Annotated in this window: 17 protein-coding genes; 8 read left to right on the top strand and 9 right to left on the bottom strand. The window is 71.6% G+C overall.

Annotated elements, in window-relative coordinates:
* The first annotated feature begins 56 nt into the window (after nt 1–56).
* Entirely contained in the window at nt 57–1,184 is a 1,128-nt protein-coding gene (locus tag ACWDEX_RS14790) for an alpha/beta hydrolase (protein ID WP_450463698.1), read from the top strand.
* A gap of 218 nt (nt 1,185–1,402) precedes the next feature.
* On the top strand, nt 1,403–2,863 hold the full coding sequence (locus tag ACWDEX_RS14785; RefSeq protein ID WP_450463697.1) for a hypothetical protein: 1,461 nt from the start codon (nt 1,403–1,405) through the stop codon (nt 2,861–2,863).
* A 7-nt stretch (nt 2,864–2,870) separates the two neighbouring features.
* Here the strand turns inward: ACWDEX_RS14785 and ACWDEX_RS14780 are convergent, their stop codons facing one another.
* Nucleotides 2,871–3,287 carry a VOC family protein gene (locus tag ACWDEX_RS14780; protein WP_450463696.1) on the bottom strand — a complete coding sequence of 139 codons (417 nt, stop codon included), beginning with the start codon at nt 3,285–3,287 and terminating at the stop codon, nt 2,871–2,873.
* Between the two features lie 267 nt (nt 3,288–3,554).
* On the opposite strand from ACWDEX_RS14780, the gene abc-f reads away from it, so the two are divergent.
* The 3 genes from abc-f (at nt 3,555) to ACWDEX_RS14765 (ending at nt 6,703) form a co-directional block, all read left to right on the top strand.
* Nucleotides 3,555–5,153, top strand: coding sequence for a ribosomal protection-like ABC-F family protein (gene abc-f, locus ACWDEX_RS14775; protein WP_450463694.1), 1,599 nt, complete (start codon nt 3,555–3,557; stop codon nt 5,151–5,153).
* A gap of 366 nt (nt 5,154–5,519) precedes the next feature.
* Entirely contained in the window at nt 5,520–5,741 is a 222-nt protein-coding gene (locus tag ACWDEX_RS14770) for a helix-turn-helix domain-containing protein (RefSeq protein ID WP_450463693.1), read from the top strand.
* Between the two features lie 170 nt (nt 5,742–5,911).
* A complete protein-coding gene (locus tag ACWDEX_RS14765; RefSeq protein WP_450463692.1) occupies nt 5,912–6,703 on the top strand; it encodes an enoyl-CoA hydratase/isomerase family protein in 792 nt (263 codons plus the stop codon).
* 39 nt (nt 6,704–6,742) lie between these two features.
* Here ACWDEX_RS14765 and ACWDEX_RS14760 read toward each other — a convergent pair whose 3' ends face one another.
* The 5 genes from ACWDEX_RS14760 to ACWDEX_RS14740 form a co-directional block, all read right to left on the bottom strand.
* Nucleotides 6,743–7,498 carry an SDR family oxidoreductase gene (locus tag ACWDEX_RS14760; protein WP_450463691.1) on the bottom strand — a complete coding sequence of 252 codons (756 nt, stop codon included), beginning with the start codon at nt 7,496–7,498 and terminating at the stop codon, nt 6,743–6,745.
* Between the two features lie 5 nt (nt 7,499–7,503).
* Nucleotides 7,504–9,297 carry a glycoside hydrolase family 15 protein gene (locus tag ACWDEX_RS14755; RefSeq protein ID WP_450463690.1) on the bottom strand — a complete coding sequence of 598 codons (1,794 nt, stop codon included), beginning with the start codon at nt 9,295–9,297 and terminating at the stop codon, nt 7,504–7,506.
* 98 nt (nt 9,298–9,395) lie between these two features.
* Nucleotides 9,396–10,199, bottom strand: a complete 804-nt coding sequence (locus ACWDEX_RS14750; RefSeq protein WP_450463689.1) for an SURF1 family cytochrome oxidase biogenesis protein — start codon at nt 10,197–10,199, stop codon at nt 9,396–9,398.
* Nucleotides 10,200–10,290: 91 nt separating this feature from the next.
* Nucleotides 10,291–10,524: a hypothetical protein gene (locus ACWDEX_RS14745; protein WP_450463688.1), complete on the bottom strand. Its 234-nt coding sequence runs from the start codon at nt 10,522–10,524 to the stop codon at nt 10,291–10,293.
* Nucleotides 10,525–10,604: 80 nt separating this feature from the next.
* Nucleotides 10,605–11,582: a DEDDh family exonuclease gene (locus tag ACWDEX_RS14740; protein WP_450463687.1), complete on the bottom strand. Its 978-nt coding sequence runs from the start codon at nt 11,580–11,582 to the stop codon at nt 10,605–10,607.
* A gap of 206 nt (nt 11,583–11,788) precedes the next feature.
* On the opposite strand from ACWDEX_RS14740, the gene ACWDEX_RS14735 reads away from it, so the two are divergent.
* The 3 genes from ACWDEX_RS14735 (at nt 11,789) to ACWDEX_RS14725 (ending at nt 14,212) form a co-directional block, all read left to right on the top strand.
* Nucleotides 11,789–12,499 carry a VIT1/CCC1 transporter family protein gene (locus tag ACWDEX_RS14735; protein ID WP_450463686.1) on the top strand — a complete coding sequence of 237 codons (711 nt, stop codon included), beginning with the start codon at nt 11,789–11,791 and terminating at the stop codon, nt 12,497–12,499.
* A gap of 124 nt (nt 12,500–12,623) precedes the next feature.
* On the top strand, nt 12,624–13,499 hold the full coding sequence (locus ACWDEX_RS14730; protein ID WP_450463685.1) for a sterol desaturase family protein: 876 nt from the start codon (nt 12,624–12,626) through the stop codon (nt 13,497–13,499).
* Nucleotides 13,496–14,212, top strand: coding sequence for a lysoplasmalogenase (locus ACWDEX_RS14725; RefSeq protein ID WP_450463684.1), 717 nt, complete (start codon nt 13,496–13,498; stop codon nt 14,210–14,212). The genes ACWDEX_RS14730 and ACWDEX_RS14725 overlap by 4 nt, the downstream gene beginning before the upstream one ends.
* Before the next feature lie 62 nt (nt 14,213–14,274).
* On the opposite strand, the gene ACWDEX_RS14720 is transcribed toward ACWDEX_RS14725, so the two are convergent.
* The 3 genes from ACWDEX_RS14720 to ACWDEX_RS14710 all read right to left on the bottom strand — a co-directional run.
* Entirely contained in the window at nt 14,275–15,318 is a 1,044-nt protein-coding gene (locus ACWDEX_RS14720; RefSeq protein WP_450463683.1) for a CopD family protein, read from the bottom strand.
* A 126-nt stretch (nt 15,319–15,444) separates the two neighbouring features.
* Nucleotides 15,445–16,827 carry a CoA transferase gene (locus ACWDEX_RS14715; protein WP_450463682.1) on the bottom strand — a complete coding sequence of 461 codons (1,383 nt, stop codon included), beginning with the start codon at nt 16,825–16,827 and terminating at the stop codon, nt 15,445–15,447.
* 81 nt (nt 16,828–16,908) lie between these two features.
* Nucleotides 16,909–17,901 (bottom strand): S8 family peptidase (locus tag ACWDEX_RS14710; protein WP_450463681.1); only part of this gene is annotated, 993 nt, incomplete at its 5' end.

The following is a 17,901-nucleotide window of genomic DNA, read 5'->3' as shown; positions in this document are numbered from 1 at the left end:
GCCCCCAGGCCGATTTCCCGGTGGCCGGAGGCGGGGTCCGCCGGGAGACTGGAGAGGTGGGCACTGTGAAAGCGGCGGCCGCAGCCGTCACCGCAGCCATCGCCGTCGGCGCGGCCGGCATCGCCGTGGGCCGCTACGCCAGCAACGCCGCGCTCAAGGCGCCGCCGGGCCGCCCGCTCCCCTCCGAACCCCGCCTCACCGTGCACTCCCTGGCTGCCGGCCGGGTCACGCTCACCCGTGACCTCGCCTCCCTGCGCCCCGGGACCTACGGTCTCTCCGGCGACGGCTCCCACGCGGTCGTCGGCCCGGTGCTGGGCGCCGCCGGCCACTCCGCCGACACCGTCGTACGCCGCCTGGAAGGCGTCACCCACGGCACCCTCGAACCCGGCGACAAAGCCTGGCTCACCCCCAACCTGTATGTCGGCGATCCGCGCACCGCCCTCGGCCTCGAGCACATCGACGTCGACGTGCCCGGCGAGCTCGGCGCTCTTCCCGCCTGGTTCGTGCCCGGCGCCCGCGACACCTGGGTGATCACCGTGCACGGACTCGGCACCACCCGGGAACATCCCATGAACGTCATGGAGTTCTTCCACCGCTACCGCTTCCCGGTCCTCGACCTCGCCTACCGCGGCGACCTCGGCGCGCCCCGCTCCCCGGACGGCCTGAACCACCTCGGCGAGACCGAGTGGCGCGACGTGGAGGCCGCCGTCCGGCACGCCGTGCACCACGGCGCCGAGCGCGTCGTCCTGCACGGCTGGTCCACCGGCGCCACCATGGCGGTGCGTACCGCCGCGCACTCCGCGCTTCGCCGGCGGATCTCCGGACTCGTCCTGGACTCTCCCGTGCTCAGCTGGGAGGCCACGCTGCGCGCCCTCGCCTCGGCCCGGCGCACCCCCGGCGCCCTGCTGCCCCTGGCGGTCCGCGCCGCCCAGGGCCGCACCGGTCTGCACGGCGACCGCGCCCAGACGACCGCGGACCTCGACCGCCTCCAGGTACCGGTCCTGATATTCCACGGGCCCGACGACGCCATCGCCCCGTGGGAGCCTTCGCGTCGCCTCGCCGCGCGTCGCGCGGACCTGGTCACCCTGAACACCGTGCTGAACGCTCCGCACGGTGCCATGTGGAACCCGGATCCCGAGGCCTACGAAGAGGCCATGCGCCGCTTCCTGACCCCGCTGATGTGACGGTCGGCTGGTGCGGGCGGGCCGGGACTGCCCCTGCGAAGTGGGCCGCCCGGCCGGCCCGCACCCCGAAAACCCCGGCTGCGCGCCCCTTCCGCTTACTCCTCCCGACAGCCCTTTGCCCCCTCGGACCCCCCTCCGACCCCGTGCGTTGGCCAGCCCCGTCGCCCGGCGTGACCTTCCGTTTGGGTTTTCGGACCGTCAACGGGAAGACTGCACCCGTGACGTCCCGTAACCCGCGCGACTCCAGGCTCCGACTCGTCAGCCCGCGGCCCCTGGCCGCCGCCCCCCGAGCGGTGACCCAGCGCCGCTCGCCCCGCCCCGCCCCCCGGCCGCCCGAGGGCACACCCCCTCCCGCGGAACTCGCCAGAATGGCCCGGACCCGCCTGGCTGACGCGGCCGGTGTCGCCCACTGGGCCGACGTCGCGCTCCGCCCGGGGCGCGACGGCGCCTCCGCGGACGGCAAGGGCACCCTCTCCGACGCCACCGCCGAGCGGGCCGCCGCCGACCTCGGCCTGAGCGTCGCCAAGGTCCGCGCCGACTGGGACATCGCCCGCCTGGCCGGCCTCGTCGAGGTGCACGGTGACAGCGCCCGCCCCGGCTGGCGGCTGCGTGCCTGGAATCGCGACGACTCCGCCGTGCTGCGCGGCTGGGTCGCCCTCTTCGACGCCTGGTCGCTGGCCTACCCCGAGCCCGAGGGCCGCGAGCAGTCCGCCGTCGCCGACGTCGTCTCGGCCATGCCGCAGGTGCTCTCGTTCCTGATGCTGTCCGCGGGGCCCGTCCCCGTCGAGCAGCTTCTCGACCTCCTCGGACAGCGGGTGACCGAACTGCGCACCGAGCGGTGCGAGGTCCGCTACGTCCCGGGTGTCGTCCGGCAACCTGCGGGAGACGAGGTCTTTCGCGCCGGGCCTCCCGCCGCCGAACCCGCCGACGCGCCGGACCGGGGCCCCGTCGAGGACGCCCCGCTCGCCCTCCTCCTCGACTGGGCCCTCGACGCGCTCGCCCGTATCGGTGCCCTCACCTGCTCCCAGGGGCAGGCCACCCTCACTCCGCTCGGCAGCTGGGCGGTCTGGGTCAAGCTCGAGCAGATCTGTGTCGCCGCGCAGAGCCCCGCGGGGAACATCGAGCAGAACGCCGAGGCCATGCTGCGGGGCTGTGCCCGGCTCCGGCCCAACGCGGCCCGTGCCGAGTACCGCGCGTGGCTCGCCGCACGCCCCGTCGGCAGCGCCGTCACCGAACTCCTGGACGCCGCCCGCGGTGAGGACGCCCTCCTGCGCGGCCTTGCCTTCGAGGCGCTCCGCGTGGTCGGCGCTCCCGCCGAGCCCGATGTGCGCGCCGTCGCCGACGAGACACCGCTGCGCCCCTACGCCCAGCTCTGGCTCGCCGAGCACGACGGCGCCGACCCGGAGGACGCCCACGAGGTGCTCACACGCCAGGAGGCCACCTGGCTGTGGGTCGACACCGCCGCGGCCATCGCCGACCACGGCGAGGCCCCGCTCCTCGTGCGGCACCTGGAGTCCGCGGTGCAGCCCACCGTGCCCGCCCTCCTCGACGAGGTGCGCGCGGTCGGGCACCCGCGCACTGTGCAGGTACTGGTCGCGCTCGCGGCCGCTCACCCGGACCCGGCGCTCGCCAAGGCCGTGCGCCGCGCCGCGTTCCAGGTCCACACCGGAGGTGTCTGACGCCTCGTCAGCGGCCTGGTACCTCAGGGGCGTAGGTACCGAAACTCCAGATGTTGCCCTCGGCGTCCCGGGCCACGTACTCCCGCGAGCCGTACTCCTGGTCCGTCGGAGGCATCAGGACCTCCGCGCCGTGCTCCACGGCCCGTCGGTGGTGTGCGTCGACGTCGTCCACCGCGACGTACACCCCGCACGGGCCCGCGCCCCTCATCGCCTCGTCGAAGGGGCCGCCGTGGCCCTTCGAGCCGAGCATCACCGCTCCGTTGCCCTGTGTCAGCTCGGCATGGAGCACCGAGCCGTCCTCGTCCTCGTACACCGACAGCTCCATGAAGCCGAAGGCCTCCGTGAGCTGCTTGATCGCCGCCCTCGCGTCGGCGTACAGCAGCGTCGGGAAGATGCTCGGACGCCTGCCGTCCATGCCCGCCATACCGATCAGTCCCTCCCGTGCCCCGGCCGACGAACACGGCCTGCGGCTCAGTCTCGCACCGGGGACCGGTGACGGACGGCGGGGCGAGCATCACATGCCGAACGTCCGCACAGAGGGAAAGCGCTTGCACAGCCCCGTTAGACTGGCCCCATGGCCATTCTCCACGCGCATTAGACGGCGGGAACGTCCTCAGCCGCCCATTCCCGCCACTTCCCCCAAAGCTCGCGACGTCGCTCGAGCAGGGGGCCCAGCCTCTGGAGTCTGTCCGTGATCTCCGCCTCCGGCATCGAGCTGCGCGCCGGTGCCCGCATCCTCATCGAGAACGCCACCTTCCGCGTCGCCAAGGGCGACCGCATCGGGCTGGTCGGCCGTAACGGTGCAGGGAAGACCACGCTCACCAAGGTCCTCGCCGGCGAGGGCATGCCCGCCGCGGGCACCGTCACCCGCTCCGGCGAGGTCGGCTACCTCCCGCAGGACCCGCGCACCGGCGACCTGGACGTGCTCGCCCGCGACCGCGTCCTGTCCGCGCGTGGCCTCGACGTCCTGATCCGCAAGATGCGCGAGAACGAACAGCGCATCGCCTCCGGCCAGGGCGCCACCCGCGAGAAGGCCCTCAGGCAGTACGAGCGCCAGGAGACCGAGTTCCTCACCAAGGGCGGGTACGCCGCCGAGGCCGAGGCCGCGACCATCGCCGCCGCCCTCAACCTGCCCGACCGTGTGCTCGGCCAGCCGCTCCACACGCTCTCCGGCGGCCAGCGCCGGCGTATCGAGCTGGCCCGCATCCTGTTCTCCGACGCCGACACCCTGCTGCTCGACGAGCCGACCAACCACCTCGACGCCGACTCGATCGTCTGGCTGCGCGACTACCTGAAGACCTACCGCGGCGGCTTCATCGTCATCTCGCACGACGTCGACCTGGTCGAGACGGTCGTCAACAAGGTGTTCTACCTTGACGCCAACCGGTCCATGATCGACGTCTACAACATGGGCTGGAAGCTCTACCAGCAGCAGCGCGAGGCCGACGAGAAGCGGCGCAAGCGCGAGCGCGCCAACGCCGAGAAGAAGGCCGCCGCGCTCAACGCGCAGGCCGACAAGATGCGTGCCAAGGCCACCAAGACGGTCGCCGCGCAGAACATGGCCCGCCGCGCCGAGAAGCTGCTCTCCGGTCTGGACGAGGTCCGTCAGTCGGACAAGGTCGCAAAGCTCCGCTTCCCCGAGCCCTCGCCCTGCGGCAAGACCCCGCTGATGGCCGAGGGCCTGTCGAAGTCGTACGGCTCCCTGGAGATCTTCACCGATGTCGACCTGGCCATCGACAAGGGGTCCAGGGTCGTCATCCTCGGCCTCAACGGCGCCGGAAAGACCACCCTGCTGCGGCTGCTCGGAGGCGTCGAGCAGCCGGACACGGGTGCGGTCGTCCCGGGCCACGGCCTGAAGCTCGGCTACTACGCGCAGGAGCACGAGACCCTCGACCCGGAGCGCACGGTCCTGGAGAACATGCGCTCCGCGGCCCCGGACATGGACCTGGTCGAGGTCCGCAAGGTGCTCGGCTCGTTCCTGTTCTCCGGCGACGACGTCGACAAGCCGGCCGGTGTCCTCTCCGGCGGCGAGAAGACCCGCCTCGCCCTCGCCACTCTCGTGGTCTCGTCCGCGAACGTGCTGCTCCTGGACGAACCGACCAACAACCTCGACCCGGCCAGCCGCGAGGAGATCCTCGGCGCGCTGCGCACCTACAAGGGCGCGGTCGTCCTCGTCACCCACGACGAGGGCGCGGTGGAGGCGCTCCAGCCGGAGCGGATCATCCTGCTGCCGGACGGCGTCGAGGACCTGTGGGGCGCCGACTACGCGGACCTCGTGGCCCTCGCCTGAGCACACCGGACCGGGTCGGTCAGGGCCGCTTGACCGAACGGTTGATCCACTGCGTATGGATCATTCGGCCGACCCGGGATCCGTCATCTGTGTGAGATCTCCTCGTACCGGGTGTGTCGTACACGGAAATGCCGGCTGATGCCCTCTGTTCCGGGGCTCGGCCGGCGCGCGCCGCTGACCTGCTGCTTCCCGGATGAACCCGTTCGGACGTACGGGCGACATCGGACGGAATCTCGGATTCCGCTCATGGAGACGCGCTCCTGTCGTCACAACCATGTCCCACGGACCTTGCCGAATGGGTGGCCATCAGGCCCCCGAGGGGTGATCATGAGGGGACCAGAGCGCACTTCCCATGAGGAGGCACGGGTGGCCGAGACTCTGAAGAAGGGCAGCCGGGTGACCGGCGCCGCGCGCGACAAGCTCGCGGCAGACCTGAAGAAGAAGTACGACTCCGGTGCGAGCATCCGGGCGCTGGCCGAGGAAACCGGCCGCTCGTATGGCTTCGTTCACCGGATGCTCAGCGAGTCGGGTGTCACGCTGCGAGGACGTGGCGGGGCGACGCGAGGCAAGAAGGCCGCGCAGCCCTGACGCCGAGCGGCCCATCGGATCGGCTTCGGTGGTAGCCGCCCGGTCGGTCGGTCCCCCAGTGCCTAAAGGGACCTGGGGGCGCCCCCATCCGGCCGGGTGGTTACTGTGCAGTCACTTGTGGATGTCGTCGTACGGCATCCTCTCCTGACCGCACCCATCGGAGGCGTCCCATGGCTTCGTTCGACCCGGTACTCGACAAGGACGGCGTACGGCTCACCGTTGACGAGGCGATCGCCACGGTGACGCTGACCAATCCGGCCAAGCGCAACATCCAGAGCCCTGCCATGTGGCGGGCGCTGGCGGAGGCCGGACGTGCGCTGCCCGGTTCCGTCCGTGCGGTCGTGCTGCGCGCCGAGGGCAAGTCGTTCTCGGCCGGACTCGACCGGCAGATGTTCACGGCGGAGGGAATCGCAGGCGAGCCGACGTTCATCGACATCGCGCGCAGCAGCGACGCCGAACTGGACGCGACCATCGCCGAGTACCAGGAGGCGTTCACCTGGTGGCGGCGCAACGACATCGTGTCCATCGCCGCCGTGCAGGGGCACGCGATCGGTGCGGGTTTCCAGCTCGCGCTCGCCTGCGATCTGCGCGTCGTCGCCAACGACGTGCAGTTCGCCATGCGCGAGACCAGTCTGGGCCTCGTACCGGACCTCACCGGCACGCATCCGCTGGTGAGCGTCGTCGGATACGCCCGCGCGCTCGAGATCTGCGCCACGGGCCGCTTCGTCCAGTCCGACGAGGCCGTCAGCACGGGGCTCGCGAACATCGCCGTACCGCGCGAGCAACTCGACGAGACCGTACGGGACCTGGCGTCCGCACTGCTCTCGGCGCCCCGCGACGCCGTGATCGAGACCAAGGCACTGCTGCGTGGAGCGCAGGAGCGGTCGTACGAAGAGCAGCGCGCCTCGGAACGGGCCGCGCAGGCAAGGCGCCTGCGCGACCTGGCCGGGGTCGGCGACTGACACGGACGGCGGCTACGGCACGGCGGTTCCAGGGCTGCCCTAGAAGCCGTGCCGGGCGCCGCCGTCCACCGGCAGCATGACGCCCGTCAGATACGACGCGGCGGGCGAGAGCAGGAACGCGGCGGTGCGGCCGAACTCCTCCGGGGTGCCGTAGCGGCGCAGCGGAATGTGGGACTCGTGGGCCAAGCGCGTCGCCTTGGGGTCGGCGGAGAGCCCGTCCAGCTCGCGCACCCGGTCCGTGTCGATGCGGCTCGGAAGCAGACCGACCACGCGGATGCCGCGCGGGCCCAACTCGTCCGCGAGGGACTTGGCGAAGCCCGCGAGTCCGGGGCGCAGCCCGTTGGAGATGGTCAGGCCCGGGATCGGCTCATGCACGGAAGCCGACAGGACGAACCCGATGACGCCGCCTTCCGTCAGCTCCGCGGCGGCCGCGCGGGCCAGCCGCACCGCACCCAGGAACACCGACTCGAACGCGGTCGTCCACTGCTCGTCCGTGGTGTCGGCGACAAGGCCGGGCGGCGGGCCGCCGACGCTGACGAGGATGCCGTCGAAGCCGCCGAAGCTTTCGCGCGCGGCGGCGATCAGCCGGGACGGCGCCTCGGGGTCGGCGTTGTCGACCGCCACCCCGACCGCGTTGGTGCCCAGCTCGGCCGCTGCCTCGGCGGCCCGCTTCTCGTCGCGGCCCGTGACGACCACCTTCGCTCCATCGGCCACGAGTTCTCGTGCGGCCGCGTTACCCAGCCCGCGGGTGGCGCCGGTGACGACATACACACGGTCCTTCAACCCAAGATCCATGGCCCCTATCCTGCCCTCCCGCCCTCGAACAAAGCGAGGGCGGTCCCCACCAGGCCGAGATGGCTGAAGGCCTGCGGGAAGTTGCCGAGCAGGTGGCCGGTGGCCGGGTCGTACTCCTCGGCGAGCAGCCCGACGTCATTGCAGAGCCCCACCAGACGTTCGAACAGCTCGCGGGCCTCGTCGCTGCGGCCGATGAGGTGCAGGGCGTCCGCGAGCCAGAACGAACAGACCACGAAGGTGCCCTCCTTGCCGGGCAGCGGGTCGGCGTCGGTGCTCTCCGTGTTGTACCGGCGCATGAAACCGTCAGGGGCGAGCTCCGCGCGCACCGCGTCGACGGTGCCGATGACTCGGGGGTCGTCGGGCGGCAGGAATCCGACGCGGGGGATCAGCAGCAGCGAGGCGTCGAGCGCGCGCGAGCCGTAGTACTGCGTGAACGTGTTCCGCTCGGGGTCGTAGCCCCGCTCGCACACCTCCCGGTGCACCTTGTCGCGCATCGCCCGCCAGCCCTCGAGATCGCCTTCGAGCTCGGGGCGGTCCTCCAGGGTGCGGGTGGCGCGGTCGGCGGCCACCCACGCCATCACCTTCGAGTACACGAAGTGGCGGCGTCCGCCGCGCATCTCCCACAGCCCCTCGTCCGGCTGACCCCAGACCGTCCGCAGGAACTCCATCAGCGCGCACTGCACCCGCCACATGTGCGGTCTGATCGGCAGGCCCGCGCCCCGCGCCACCGTCAGCGAGTCGATGACCTCGCCGTACACGTCCAGTTGGAGCTGCTTCACCGCGTCGTTGCCGATCCGGACCGGTACCGAGCCCTGGAAGCCGGGCAGCCAGTGCACCTCGTACTCGGGCAGCCGTCGTTCGCCCGACAGGCCGTACATGATCTGCAGGTCCGCCGGGTCACCCGCGACAGCGCGCAGCAGCCAGTCGCGCCATGCCTCGGCCTCCTCGTGGTAGCCGGCGGACAGCAGTGCCTGCAGGGTGAGCGTGGAGTCGCGCAGCCAGCTGTAGCGGTAGTCCCAGTTGCGGACGCCGCCCGGTGTCTCCGGCAGCGACGTCGTGGGGGCGGCGACGATGCCGCCGGTCGGCGCGTAGGTGAGGGCCTTGAGGGTGATCAGGGAGCGGACCACCGCCTCCCGGTGCGGCCCGCGGTAACGGCACTGCGCCGCCCAGGCACGCCAGTCCGCGACGCTGGACTCCAGGGCGTCGAAAGGGTCGATGAGGCGAGGACGCGGCTTGTGCGAGGGGTGCCAGGTGAGGACGAAGGCGACCCTCTCTCCTTTCTCGACCGTGAACTCGGAGTGGGTGGCGAAGTCCTTGCCCCAGGTGTGCACCGGGGGTTGGCTGCGCAGCCACACCGAGTCGGGTCCCGCGACGGCCACGCGATGGCTGTTGGTCCGGCGCATCCACGGCACGATCGAGCCGTAGTCGAAGCGCAGCCGGAGCGTGCTGCGCACGGTGACCTTGCCGTCGAGGCCTTCGATGATGCGTACGAGGTCGGGGGCGCGGTCGCGCTGGGGCATGAGGTCGGTGAGGCGGACAGAGCCGTCCGGGGTGTCCCACTCGGAGTCGAGGACGAGGGTGTCGGCACGGTAGGAGCGGCGGGTGCAGGGGCCGCCGTGCCGGGGGGCGATGTGCCAGTGGCCGTGGTTCTCGGTGCCGAGCAGGGCGGCGAAGCAGGCCGCCGAGTCGAAGCGGGGGAGGCAGAGCCAGTCGACCGAGCCGGTTCGGCTGACCAGGGCGGCGGTCTGCTGGTCGCCGATGAGGGCATAGTCCTCGATGGTCCGGGTGGAACGCTGCACGGGTTCCGGGTTCCCGGTGCGGCGAGAGGGCAATCTGGAGTACGGCCGGGTGGGTGACGTGTCCCCGGGGCCGTGTCTCGCTCGGCGGGTCGGGACGGCTACGCCGGAGCCGGTTGCGTCTCCGCTTCCGTTTCCGGGGTGCTCTCCTCGGCCGCGGCCCGCGCACGGTCGCGTGCCTCGCGGCGGGCCAGGACCACCCAGCCGACCGGGACTCCCGCGGCGAACAGCCACCACTGGATCGCGTACGCCATGTGGGGGCCGATGTCACTGTGGTTGGGGGCCGCGATCAGCTCCGGGGTGTTGCCCTTGGGGGCGGGGGAGACCAGTTCGACATAGCCGGCGAGGACCTGCTTGCCCAGGTACTTGGCCTGCTGCCCGCTGCTGATCAGCATGATCTGGCGGTCCGGCAGCCCCTTGACGTTCTTGATGCCGCTCTCGGCGGTCGTCTGGTCCGGCATGAGCCGCCCGGTGACCGTGATCTCACCGCTCTCGGGCGCCGGGATCTTCGGGAACTCGGTCTGCGCGAGGTCCGCCGGGATCCAGCCCCGGTTGACCAGGAGCACCTTGCCGTCTTCGAGCACCAGCGGGGTCAGGACGTGGTAGCCGATGTCGCCGTTCGTGTTCGTCCGGCGGCGCACCACGACCTCGTGGGCCGTGTCGAAGTGGCCCTTGGCGGTCACCCGCCGGTACAGGTCGACGTGCTTGACGGTGGCACCGGGTGAGGTGAGCGTCTCGGCGGGCACCGGCTTCGCGGCCAGCGAGTCGCCGATCACCTTGTTGAGCGCTACCTTGTGCTCGTGGCGGTGCAGCTGCCAGAAGCCCAGCTCGATCATCGTCGGGATGAGCGCCAGCATCACGAGGGTGAGGATCACCCACTGCCGGGACAACAGGAAGCGGTACACCCACTGACCGTACCTCGCACGCGTCAGCCCGCTACGGGAGGGTCCCCGTAGCGGTAGCGACGACCCGGTCCCGCGGTCACGCGCCATCGGCTCACACCTTGTCCACGATGCCTGCCTTCCCATCGGCGCGAGCGCAGTGGGCGCCGCAGTACCAGTGGCCCCCCGCCTCGACGCCCTGGCCGATGATCTGGACGCGACAGTGCTCGCAGATGGGTGCCATCCGGTGGATCGCGCAGGCGAAACAGTCGAAGACGTGCACGGCGCCCTGCGCGTGCACCTCGAACGTCATGCCGTAGTCGTTTCCGCAGACCTCGCAACGTGCCATGCGCCACAGGGTGAGTCGTCGCCGTGGTGCGGTCGAGCGGGTGCCGGGCGAGTCGCACGGCAATCACCCGTCCGCACGGGTCACTCTCCCGACTCCGGCTCCACGTCCCTGAGCAACTGCCCGAAGGCCGCCTCGTCGATCACCGGTGTGCCGTACTGCCGTGCCTTGACCGTCTTCGACGTGCCCGAGTCCGGGTCGTTGGTGACCAGGAGGCTGGTGAGCCGGGACAGGCTCGTCGCGACATGCAGTCCCGCCTCCACGGCCCGGTCCTCGAGCAGTTCACGCTCGGTCGACGTGTCCCCGGAGAACGCCACCCTCATGCCCTTTTTGAGGCGTTTGCCCTCTTCGTAGCGTCCCGGGTTGGGGTAGGGGCAGGCGGGGCGCTTGCGCGAGGGGCGCCAACTGGCCGGACGGTAGCCGCCGGGTGACTGCCGTCCGATCGTCGGGGAGGCGGCCAACTCGGTCAGCGGGCGGCACTCCAGCAGTGGCAGCCGTACGCCGTCCCGGGCGGCGGCATGCAGGCTCGGCCGGAACGCCTCGGCCAGCACGCGCGCGTCGTCCAGCGCGTGGTGCGCCCGCTGCTGGACCACGCCGAAGTGCGCGGCCAGCGTCTCCAGCTTGTGGTTGGGCAGCGGCAGGCCCAGTTCCTTGGAGAGTGCGATCGTGCACAGCCGCTGACGGACCGGCGCCTCACGTTCCGCGCGCGCGTACTCCCGGGCGATCATCGACCAGTCGAAGACCGCGTTGTGCGCGACGAGCACCCGGCCGTCGAGCCGGGTGGCGAACTCCTCGGCGACGTCCTGGAAGAGCGGCGCATCGTGGAGCATCGAGCTCGTCAGTCCGTGGATCCACACCGGGCCCGGATCGCGTTGCGGGTTGACCAGTGTGTACCAGTGGTCCTCGACCTCGCCACGCCCGTCCAGCCGGTAGACGGCGGCCGAAATTATCCGGTCGTCCCGGCTCAGGCCGGTGGTCTCCACGTCGACGACCGCGTACCCCTCCGGGTACGCGGCCGGCCAGGGGGCCGGGGACGCTGCGGTCGTACGGTCTTCGAGCATGGTCACTGAGGATACGGGCCGCCACTGACACCTCCGCCCGGGGGCGTGCGTCCGAGATGTGCGCTGACGGGCCGTCAGGACGATGGGGGCGGCACTTCGGCGCGCCGATGCTCCCGACATGCGGGACCGGCGGCGTCCGGTGACGGGCGGGTGGGCCGGCCGAGTCGGTGCGGCGCCTGGGGCGGCCGGGGTGCCATCCTCCCGGTGTGACGGAACCCATGCATGAGGAGGCCCACGGCGGTGCGCTCGGCTCGCGGCTGAACTGGCTGCGGGCGGCGGTCCTCGGCGCGAACGACGGCATCGTCTCCACCGCGGGCCTCGTGGTCGGCGTCGCCGGCGCGACCAGTGACCGCGCGGCTCTGCTGACCGCGGGTCTCGCCGGGCTGCTGGCCGGGTCCATGTCGATGGCGGTGGGTGAATACGTGTCGGTGTCGACCCAGCGGGACTCGGAGCGGGCGGCGCTGGCCCTGGAGAAGCGGGAGCTGAGGGAGCAGCCGCAAGAGGAACTGCAGGAACTGACGGAACTGCTCGAGCGGCGTGGCCTGTCACGGAAGGTGGCCCGGGAGGCGGCGCTGCAACTGACGGAACGGGACGCGTTGCGCGCCCACGCGAGCGTGGAACTCGGCATCAACCCCGACGAGTTGACGAACCCGTGGCACGCGGCGTGGGCGAGCTTCCTTGCGTTCATGGTGGGCGCGCTGCTGCCGCTGCTGGCGATCGTGCTGCCGCCCCGGGGGCTGCGGCTCCCGGTGACGGTCGGGTCCGTCCTGGCCGCGCTCGTCGTCACCGGATGGGCCGGCGCGCGGCTGGGCGCCGCCAGGCCTGGACGGGCGCTCGTGCGGAATGTGATGGGCGGGGCGTTGGCCATGGGCGTCACCTATGCGGCCGGGGCGCTGCTGAGTGCGACCGGGGTCTAGTGCCTACCGCCGCACCAGGACCCGTCGATTGGAGGAGGTCACCAACAGACAAGCGGATACCGCCGGTAATACTTGTGGGTAACAGACTCTGGTCCCAGCCGACCAGGGGCTTTACGGTTCAACCATGCCGAACCTCCCCAACGTCGTGGTCTGGTCGATACCAGCCTTCGTGCTGCTCACGATCATCGAGATCGTCAGCGTCCGGCTCCATCCGGACGAGGACGACGCCGGGTACGCGGCGAAGGACGCGGCGACCAGTATCGGTATGGGGCTCGGCAGCCTCTTCTTCGACTTCCTGTGGAAGTTCCCGATCGTCGCGATCTACTCGGCTGTCTACGCACTCACACCGCTGCGCGTGCCCGTGCTGTGGTGGACCGTGCTGCTCATGCTGCTCGCGCAGGACTTCTTCTACTACTGGTCCCACCGCGGTCACCACGTCATCCGGATCCTGTGGGCCTGCCACGTCGTCCACCACTCCAGCCGGAAGTTCAACCTCTCCACCGCGTTGCGCCAGCCCTGGACGTCGCTCACCACCTGGCCCTTCTACCTCCCCATGGTCGCCGTCGGCGTGCACCCGGCCGCGGTGGCGTTCTGCAACTCCGTGAGCCTCGTCTACCAGTTCTGGATCCACACCGAGCGCATCGACCGGATGCCCCGCTGGTTCGAGTTCGTCTTCAACACCCCCTCGCACCACCGGGTGCACCACGCGTCCCAGGGCGGCTACCTGGACCGCAACTTCGGCGGGATCCTCATCGTCTGGGACCGCTTGTTCGGGTCCTTCGTCCCCGAGACCGAACGGCCCGTGTACGGGCTGACCAAGAACATCGAGACGTACAACCCGGTGAAGGTCGCCACGCACGAGTACGTCGCCATCGCCCGGGACGTGAAGGCCGCGACCGCCTGGGGCGAGCGCGCCGGACGCGTCTTCCGTGGCCCCGGCTGGCAGCCCGCGAGCCGGACCACGGCCCCGTCCGCCGTCGTCGACGAGCCCGTCGCATGAGGCCCCGCGGAGAGCGGCTCGCCGAAGCACGCGAGCCGCGGCAGCCCGAGCACCTCGCGCGTGTGCTCCTCCTTCTCTTCTGGTGCGCCGTCGCCGCCGACCTCGTCTGCCTCGCCGCAGGACAGAGCCTCGGCCATACCCTCGCCAAGCCCCTTCTGATGCTGCTGCTCGCGCTCCACGTGTGGGTGCGGGGCGCGCCGCGCCTCCTGGTCACGGCCCTGCTCTTCGGATGGGGCGGCGACGTCCTGCTGCTGCTCGACGCCGATGTCGCCTTCCTCGCCGGGATGGGCTCCTTCGCGGCGGGACACGTCTGCTATCTCCTCCTCTTCCGGAGGCACGGCACTTCCCGCGCGCGGGGAGCATGGACCGCCGGTGCCTACGGTGTCGCCCTCGTCGCCCTCGTCGTCCTGCTGTGGCCCGGCCTCCCGGCCGGTCTGCGCATCCCCGTCGCGGGCTACAGCCTGCTGCTCACCGCGATGGCGTACGGCTCCACCCGGCTCGGGCCCCTCGCGGGCGTCGGCGGCGCGCTGTTCCTGCTGTCCGACACGCTCATCGCGGCCGGGATCGCCGACTGGCCGCCACTCCCGGGGCCGGACGTGTGGGTCATGTTCACCTACGTGGTCGCGCAGTTCCTGCTGGCCTGGGGCGTCCTCGAACGGCACCAGGCACCTGCGGTGACGACGTACCGTGAAGTGCCCTCGGCCACCGGCTGAGGCCGGCACGAGGGTCACCGCTTTCCGGGGAGCGTACGCAGGAGCGGGTTATCGGCGGCTGATCACGGCCAGCGGATCGGTAGCGGCAGTGCAGTCAGCAGCCCTGACACCGCGACGACCAGGCTCAGCGCCACCACTTCCGCGCGCGCGGGAGTGCAGGCGCCGAGCGGGTCGGCGGCGTGCCGCAGCCGCAGGCGCGCGACCAGGGCCAGCACGGCGACGACGGCCACGAGCAGCACCTTGGCGAGCAGCGCGCGGCCGTACGCGGTCTGCGTCAGTTGGTCGAGGATCGTCTCGCGTGGCATACGGCGCAGCGAACTCCACACGCCCGTCGCGGTGAGCGCGGCGAGCAGGGCGGCCGCCACGCGCGCGTAGCGGCCCAACAAGGCTGCGCCCGCACCTGGGGCGTCGCGCCAGTGCCACAGTGTCCGCAGGACGTGCAGCAGGCCGCCCACCCACAGGGATGCGCAGGTGAGGTGAATGAGCGTCAGGCAGGAGCCCACCAGCGGACTGTGCTCTGTCGTGGGATGGGCCCGCAGTGCCTCGGCGGCGGCCACCGCGGCCAGCGGCCACACCATCAGCGACTTTCGGCGCGAGGGGGCGCACAGCCCGGCCACGAGGAAGGCGTTGACCTCCACGAGCGCGAGCGCGCCGTCCCGAGTCCGGTACAGCCCGCCGACATCGATCTGACCGAGTGCGTGCGGGACCAGATTGCCGGTGGCCACGACCGACGCGAGCCCCAGCGCGGCGAGGAGACCCGCGCAGGCCGCGTAGGGCGCCCAACTGCGCGGCGCGACCGTCAGAGGTGCGCCCGGCACCCGGCGGGCCAGCCGGGCGACGAAGAGTTCGCCCGCGGGTATGCCCAACGCCACGAACAGCACGGTGCGCAGCAGACCTATGCCGCCCACTCCGGGTGCGGCCGCCTCGCCCGTGCCGTGCAGCGCGGCCGAGGGGACGAGCAGCGGTATCAGGGCGGCGGTCGTGACGAGTGCGAGCACCAGGACGGCTCGACGCGCGGAGGTCCGGGGCGCGGGGTCGGCGACGGACCCGGAAGACGCTTCCGTGTCACGGTCGCCGGGATCCGCTGTCGATCGTAAGGAACTCATCCACGGATACTCGCGAGTCGTCACGGATCCGGGCAACCTCGGTAAATCAACCGGGGCAACCGCATTCCGGCCCTACGAAAGCTTTCGGTCGTATCCCGCCCGGATCCGGACACCGGGCACCCGCGCTCACTCCCAGCGCGCCGGATCCGCGCCCCATGCCCCCGGCGGTCGTGCCCAGTCGTCCGGGCCGTCGGCGAAGCGGACCGGGGGCAGGGCGTACCTGAGCCGTCCCAGCACACTGCCGGCCTCGGTCAGCCAGGCGTCCGGGCCGTCGTACGCCGCCGGTGCGTGCTCGGCGTCGTCCCGGGCGGCCCCGTCCAGCAGCCAGGCCGCCGTCCGTGCGAGCGCCAGCCGTACGACCCGGCTCCCGCCCTCCTCGGTCTGGTCGGTGAGGGAGCGCAGGACCGCGGCGGCCAGCAGATACCCGGTCCCGTGGTCGAGGGCCTGCGCGGGCAACGCGCCCGGCCGCCCCACCGACCCCTCGGTCACGGCGATACCGGTGGCGACCTGTACCAGGCTGTCGAAGCCGCGCCGCCCGCCCCAGGGCCCGTACGCGCCCCACGCCGACAACTGCGCCACCACCAGCCCGGGCCGTCGCTCCGCAAGCTGCTCGGGGGCGAGTGCGAACCGGTCGAGCGCGCCGGGCCGGTAGCCCGTGACGACCACGTCCGCCTCCGCCAGCAACTCCTCGAACGTCCTGCGGTCCGTGGACGCCGCCAGATCGAGGACGGTGGACCGTTTCCCGATGTCCATGTCGGCGTGCGCGTCGGGATGTTCGGGAAGGTGAGGGCTGTCGACGCGCAGGACGTCCGCGCCCAGCAGGGCCAGCGTGCGGGTGGCCACCGGGCCCGCGATGACCCGGGTGAGGTCCAGGACGCGCAGGCCCGCAGCGGGCAGCAGGGGACTCCCGGTGAGCGGCCGCAGCGGTCGTACAGGTGCCGTGCCCAGCCGCTCGCGGCCCACCAGGGGATGTGCGGCGATCATGCGCCCCTGCTCGTGCGCCGCCCACTGCTCGGGCGTGCGCAAGGCGACCGCGAGCCCTCCGGCCGCGTACACGTCCTCCTCCACTTCGGCGGCCGACCGCTCGGCGAGCGCGGCGGCCACGGCGGCCACGTCCGCCTCCGCCGGCAGTCCCAGTGCGTTCAGCAGGCGCGTTCGGTGATGCGGATAGTTGGCGTGCGTGCGCACCCAGCCGTCCGCCGTGGGCCAGAAGCGGGACAGCGGCGCGAAGTTGACCGGTTCACGGCCGTCGACCAGCAGTTGCCGCTCGCTGTGGAAGGCGGTGGCCACGGCCCCGTCGTCGACCCGGACCTCGGGCACGACCGGCAGCCCGGCCCGCCGGGCGCCCCACTCGGCGGCGGCCAGCGCACACGCGCCGACACAGGCCCGCGCCACTTCCCGCACGGGCAGACGCGCGGGCAGCGCACCCTGCCGTACGACGGTCGAAATCCGTGACATCAGTGCGGGGTCCCCGCCCAGTGCCGCCCATACGGTGCTCGTATCGCTCATGAGTTCACTCTGCGGGGTGTAATGGATCAACATGACGGAAGGGGCCGGGCGATGGCCCGGCCCCTTGCGCGCGGAAGGTGCTTACTTCGTCACGGCGTTCAACGCGTTGACGATTCCCGCTCCGTAGAACCCGTTGTGGTTCTTGGACCCCAAGCACACGGCGTCGATCTTGCCGTCGGAGTTGATGTCGTACGGGTCCGTGCACGGCGTGGCGTCGGCCTGGGCGGACAGCAGGGCCTTGAGCTGGCCGGGGGTGGCGTGCGGGTGCGTCGACTTGATGAGGGCGGCCACCCCCGAGACGTGCGGGGAGGCCATCGACGTGCCCGCCATGTAGCCCCACTTGCCGCCGGGCAGCGTGCCGAGGATCAGACCGCTGGTGGCCGGCGCCTCAGGGCGCTGGTAGGCGGTGGAGTCGCCACCGGGCGCGGCGACGTCGATGACGTTCAGGCCGTAGTTGGAGAACGACGACTTGATGCCCTTGGCACCGGTCGCGGCCACGGTCACCACACCGGGCAGCTGGGTCGGTATGTCGAAGCACTTGTGCGGGTCGATCACCCGGTCACCTGCCGCGCCGTCGTTCGGGGAGACGGGGTCGGTGATCGAGCGCGCGTCCAGGTCGTAGTTCTCGTTGCCCGCGGCCGCGACGTTGACCGTGCCCTTGCGCTCCGCGTACTTGGTGGCCCGGCCGACGGCCTCGACGAGCGCCTTCTGGTCGGCGTCGTCGAGGCAGTTGAAGTTCCACGGGTCGGTGTAATAGCTGTTGTTGGTGATGTCCACGTTGTGCTCGGCCGCCCAGACGAAGCCGCAGACCACGGCCTCGGTGTAGAAGTAGCCGTCCGGGTTGGACACCTTGATACCGGCGACCTGCACGCCGGGTGCGACGCCGGTCATGCCGACGCCGTTCTTGGCGGCCGCGATCTCACCCGCGACATGCGTACCGTGCGGGCTCTCCGACGCGCTCGGCCGCCAGGCCCCGTCTGCGGTGTTCGGCTTGCCGGACACGCAGTTGACGGACGCGTTGCGGTTGAAGTTCGGGGCGAGGTCGGGGTGGGTGTCGTCGACGCCGGTGTCGAT

This window comes from Streptomyces sp. NPDC001020 (assembly GCF_053599115.1).
This window is presented reverse-complemented; position numbering and strand designations above follow the sequence as displayed.

Bases quoted from the DNA above. Each gene is read 5' to 3' on its own strand.
- ACWDEX_RS14780 (WP_450463696.1), bottom strand. From the start codon at position 3,287: ATGGCGGGCATGGACGGCAGGCGTCCGAGCATCTTCCCGACGCTGCTG.
- ACWDEX_RS14765 (WP_450463692.1), top strand. From the start codon at position 5,912: ATGGCTTCGTTCGACCCGGTACTCGACAAGGACGGCGTACGGCTCACC.
- ACWDEX_RS14760 (WP_450463691.1), bottom strand. From the start codon at position 7,498: ATGGATCTTGGGTTGAAGGACCGTGTGTATGTCGTCACCGGCGCCACC.
- ACWDEX_RS14745 (WP_450463688.1), bottom strand. From the start codon at position 10,524: ATGGCACGTTGCGAGGTCTGCGGAAACGACTACGGCATGACGTTCGAG.
- ACWDEX_RS14740 (WP_450463687.1), bottom strand. From the start codon at position 11,582: ATGCTCGAAGACCGTACGACCGCAGCGTCCCCGGCCCCCTGGCCGGCC.
- ACWDEX_RS14730 (WP_450463685.1), top strand. From the start codon at position 12,624: ATGCCGAACCTCCCCAACGTCGTGGTCTGGTCGATACCAGCCTTCGTG.
- ACWDEX_RS14725 (WP_450463684.1), top strand. From the start codon at position 13,496: ATGAGGCCCCGCGGAGAGCGGCTCGCCGAAGCACGCGAGCCGCGGCAG.
- ACWDEX_RS14720 (WP_450463683.1), bottom strand. From the start codon at position 15,318: ATGAGTTCCTTACGATCGACAGCGGATCCCGGCGACCGTGACACGGAA.
- ACWDEX_RS14715 (WP_450463682.1), bottom strand. From the start codon at position 16,827: ATGAGCGATACGAGCACCGTATGGGCGGCACTGGGCGGGGACCCCGCA.